We start from the raw sequence: 4,252 nt of genomic DNA on the forward strand, positions 1-4,252 counted from the left end.
GGGGAGGTGCAGTCCTTTCCGGATGTGATAGAGAAGTGGCCCACCTACCAGCAACAGGTGCAAGAAGCCTCCGAGTTACACAGTGCGTATCTCAAACAGAGTGATGCTTATTCTAAGATGCAGCTTCACGACCAGCTCATGCGGGTGCTGCAGCCAGTGGGTTTTATTCTACGGAGTGGATCGTATCAGGAGGGGTATAAGAACATTTTAAGCAAAGAACAGGTAGAGGAGTTAGAGAGGCTCAGCGGTCGCTTCAATGCTGCTGCAGACTCTGCGTCACGCGAGCATGGTGAGTTAGAGTTGGTTTCACCATCGCATGTTTACACGCTCACACATGTGCCAGTCGAGCTAGCGGTTAGAGCGACTCCTGGTACTGAGGTACTTTTTCAGGCGGAGGCCGGTGGTTTGTTTCCCAACAAGCTTTCGCTTATTGCAGTCACGGCGGATGAGAGCGGGGTGGCACGGACCACGTGGGTCACTGAGGGGGACGCGATCAACACCTGTCCGGTGAGTTTTCAGAGTCCAAGTGCGTGGGGGCGTGGCAGCATTGAGATTGAGGTTGTTTCACTCGTACTCATCGATCCTCAGTCATTGGTATTTGCGGCGCAGCATGCTGAGGGCGAAGCGGAGAGATTGCGCCATATCGAGCGAGTTCGCCATCCACTTTCACAATAACATTCATTTCATACCATTTATCTTATGACTTCAAAAAAGCATCTTAAGCCTTTGAGTCTGGGGCAGGCATTAGGCATGGGGCTTGCTCTGACAACGCCCATCGCATTTGCTGCACCAGAGGTAGGTTCGGCCAGTGGTGATACGACTTGCACGAATGGCAAAGGAACCCCCTATTGTGGACCTTGTGAAGAAGACTGCCCGGAGGGTGGGAGCACTGATACCGGGGGAGGTTCTTCTGTATCTAACGGCGACTATGACTACCACATGTCGTCGAATGACTTTAGCTTCAACGATGCAGCGAGCTCTTGTGGTTCTTGTGGGGCGACTCCACTGGGCGGGACGGGAAGCTTGCCGACTTTAGACATCAATCGTTACACGCGTGTGCGTAGCCACGATAATGCGGGGAGCTTTGGGGCGCGTTCTGGATTTGAGAATTATGACCGCAGCCTTTGGTTGCGCAGGAATAAGAGTTTCATGAAGCGTCAGGATGTGGGCACGTCTGAGAAGTTAGGTCAGATGCACTATGATGCATCGCGCCAGGCTTGGGTGGACTTGCAGGCGGTAGGCAAGCACGTGTTTGGTGTTTTTCTTTATGATGCGAGCGGGGTATTGATCACTTCGGGGACGAACCGGGATCAAGCACAGAGTGCGATTCTCATGCACCACGATGGCTCCTCGGAGCACTATGAAATCATTTGGAAGTCGAATGGTGAGGGGCATGGGCGTCTGGTGACTTTGATGGATCGCAATGGCAATGCTACGACGATCGACTACGCCGTGGCTCAGCCCTTAGGTGCCGTTGCGGACCTTGAGCAATACAAGCGCAAGTCCACGATCACTGATGCCTATGGACGCTCTGCCCAGATCACGACGATTGAGCAAGGGGGGCAGTGGGTGGTCTCGCGTATTGATTTCCCGAATGGGGAACACGCTACCTATGAGTATGCGGATATGGGGGATCTTGGTAATCCCGTGCTCTCCAAAGTTAATCACCCGAATGGAGGACAAACGACTTGGACGGTCGGCACACTGGCTGGTCCCAATTTGCTAGAGCTCTCAGTTGTTGAGCCCAATGCGCGTCCAGGAAGCCGCCAGAAGAAGTTATACTTCACCCAGAAGACGGGATTTGATTATGCGGGCAATGCTGTGACGACGGTGCCACGGAAGTTGCGTTATTCCAAGAATGGAGAGGGGGAAGCGACTTTCACGTATCGTTTGGGTACCGATTCTGTTTTCCAGCGCTTCAGCTATGTGGGGGGCAACAAGTACATGCACCTTGAGATTTCTGAGGCGGCCAATGGCATTACCAAGTATGGGATCCTGAAGCCGGATGCTGGACGCGACAGCCACTTCTTCACGGCAACTGACACGACTGCGTGGGCCAAAGAAAACGTCCGCACTCAGGTGAATGCGAGCTCGCGCTATGCTACGGCAATGACCGATGGGCTTGGGCGAGGCAAGGCGGTCACTCGCAACCCGATCACCCAGCAAGTTGTCGGAAGGGTACTAGCAGATGGTTCTACTAACAGTGTGACGCACAACACCTTTGCGATGCCATTGAGCTCAGTAGACCGTCTCGGTCGTAGCAGCGTGCATAGCTATGACCTGCAGGGGAATCGTCTCACAAGCACCCGGGGAGTGGGCTCAGCAGAAGAGAGCACCAAGAGCTATGTCTACAACAGCCGAGGGCAGCTGATCGAAGAGCGCGATGCACTTTACGATGCGAACAAGCCAGAATTACACAACACCCAGTACGTCTACAATGCGGCAGGCTATTTGATCAAAAAAATTGCTGCTGCGGATGTCGAGGGCGGCACGCGACCTGAGTCGGTGTATAGCTATGATTCCTTTGGCCGTGTGGTGAGCACCACAGACCCAGTAGGGAGAACGGTTTCTTACGAGTACGATGTGATGAGCCGAGTGGTGAAAACCACATACAATGACGGCTCGACCGAGTTGGTGCACTACCAAGCAGGCACTGATTTGGTGACATCGCGCACCGACCGCAATGGCATTCTCACGAGCTACACATACGACCTTGCGGATAGAGCGATTGAGACACGTTTGGCGGCTGGCACTCCCGAGGAGTCGCTTGAGCAGTGCACGTATTTGGAAGGCACACGCCAAAAGGAAACCTGTACGATCAATGGTGAGAAAACGACTTATCTTTTTGACCACCGCAACCGAGTGGTGGGCACGACGCGTCAGGCCAACGCGGATACGGCATTGAGCACGAGCACGGAGTACGACCAGCTTTCGCGTCGTCGTTCCAGCACCGATGCCTATGGGCGCAAGACTTACTTCCTCTACGATCAAAATGACAGGATCACACGCACAGTGACTGAGACTGTGCCTAACGGACTCACTAATGTACCGGCGATTGTTGAAAATGCGAGCCAGTCGGCGACAGCGCATAGCTACAGCCTCACAGATAAAGACGGCAATAGTCTCGACACAGCAGGAACCCACCAAGTCACCTACACTTGTCCACGTGACCTCTTCCTTAATAATCTCGTTAGAGACAATACAATCACCAATCACAAATATCTAATTACAGATGTGATCTTTGATGCCGAAGGACAAAGATTACTCCAAACAGATGCGCGTGGCAACAAGACCTGGATGGAGTACGACCAACTCGGTCGCAACACCCTCACGGTGCGCGCCGTTGGAACCCCAGAAGAAATTCGTTCTGAAACCGATTACGATGACAACTCGAATGTCATTGAACAACGCCTCCCTCGCTACTTTGCAGAGAGCGTGGACGATGGCAATGGCGGACAGACCAATCTACGCGCGGTAGAGACTTATACCTACAATGGGCGAAACATGAAAGCTTCTCACACCACAGCCGCAGGCTCTGAGGTGGAAGCAACGCAATCATGGACCTACCTCCTCGATGGAAAGCTCGACACACATACCGACTTCCGCGGGAACATCCTCCAGCAACTCTGGCACGCGTGCTGTGGCCGACTCCAGGCCACCATCGACAGAGATGGCACATCCACCACTATTTCTAACACAGATTACAATGGGAATGTGACCCACACGGCGACAATTACAAATTACCAATCACAAATTACTAATCACAACTGGCATGATCCGCAGGATCAGGACACGTTGCAGGAAACCACCACCCGCTACGACGGACGTGGACGCCCAACCTACACCACACGTTGGCTCACACCACTGGGCGAAGTCGTTGATCACGCCAGAGACAATCTCAACACAGGTGATATTCCTATTGCTGGATTAGATGGAGTATCCGCCTCCTCAGGTCTCACCACCAGCTACCTCTACGATGAAGACCTCACCGATGGTGTGGGCATCGATGCCAGCTACGCAGCGCAATTCAGCGAGCTCACCAATCGTGGCACGACACTTGGGGCAGGAGCCAATGGCTTTGCTGTGGAAGTGACGAATCCCGCGGGCGAGAAGTCGGTGCGCGTCACTGACGGTGCGGGAAGAACGATCCTCAGCATCAACCCTGAAGGTGATATCCAGACAGTCCAGAATGGCACGGACTTAAGCGGTTTTTCGGTGTTTTAAAGTAGTCAGGAAAAGTCGGATAGGCTTG

At 53.3% G+C, this 4,252-nt stretch carries 2 protein-coding genes; both read left to right on the forward strand.

Going from position 1 to position 4,252, the window contains the following annotated elements:
- Positions 1–675 (forward strand): hypothetical protein (locus ACFSW8_RS17100; protein WP_377178854.1); only part of this gene is annotated, 675 nt, incomplete at its 5' end.
- Positions 676–699: 24 nt separating this feature from the next.
- Complete coding sequence (locus ACFSW8_RS17105) at positions 700–4,224, forward strand: hypothetical protein (protein ID WP_377088318.1); 3,525 nt, start codon at positions 700–702, stop codon at positions 4,222–4,224.
- Positions 4,225–4,252: the final 28 nt, after the last annotated feature.

Origin of the sequence: Rubritalea tangerina (assembly GCF_042683245.1) — a bacterium.
Taxonomy (GTDB): domain Bacteria; phylum Verrucomicrobiota; class Verrucomicrobiia; order Verrucomicrobiales; family Akkermansiaceae; genus Rubritalea; species Rubritalea tangerina.

Bases quoted from the DNA above. Each gene is read 5' to 3' on its own strand.
- ACFSW8_RS17105 (WP_377088318.1), top strand. From the start codon at position 700: ATGACTTCAAAAAAGCATCTTAAGCCTTTGAGTCTGGGGCAGGCATTA.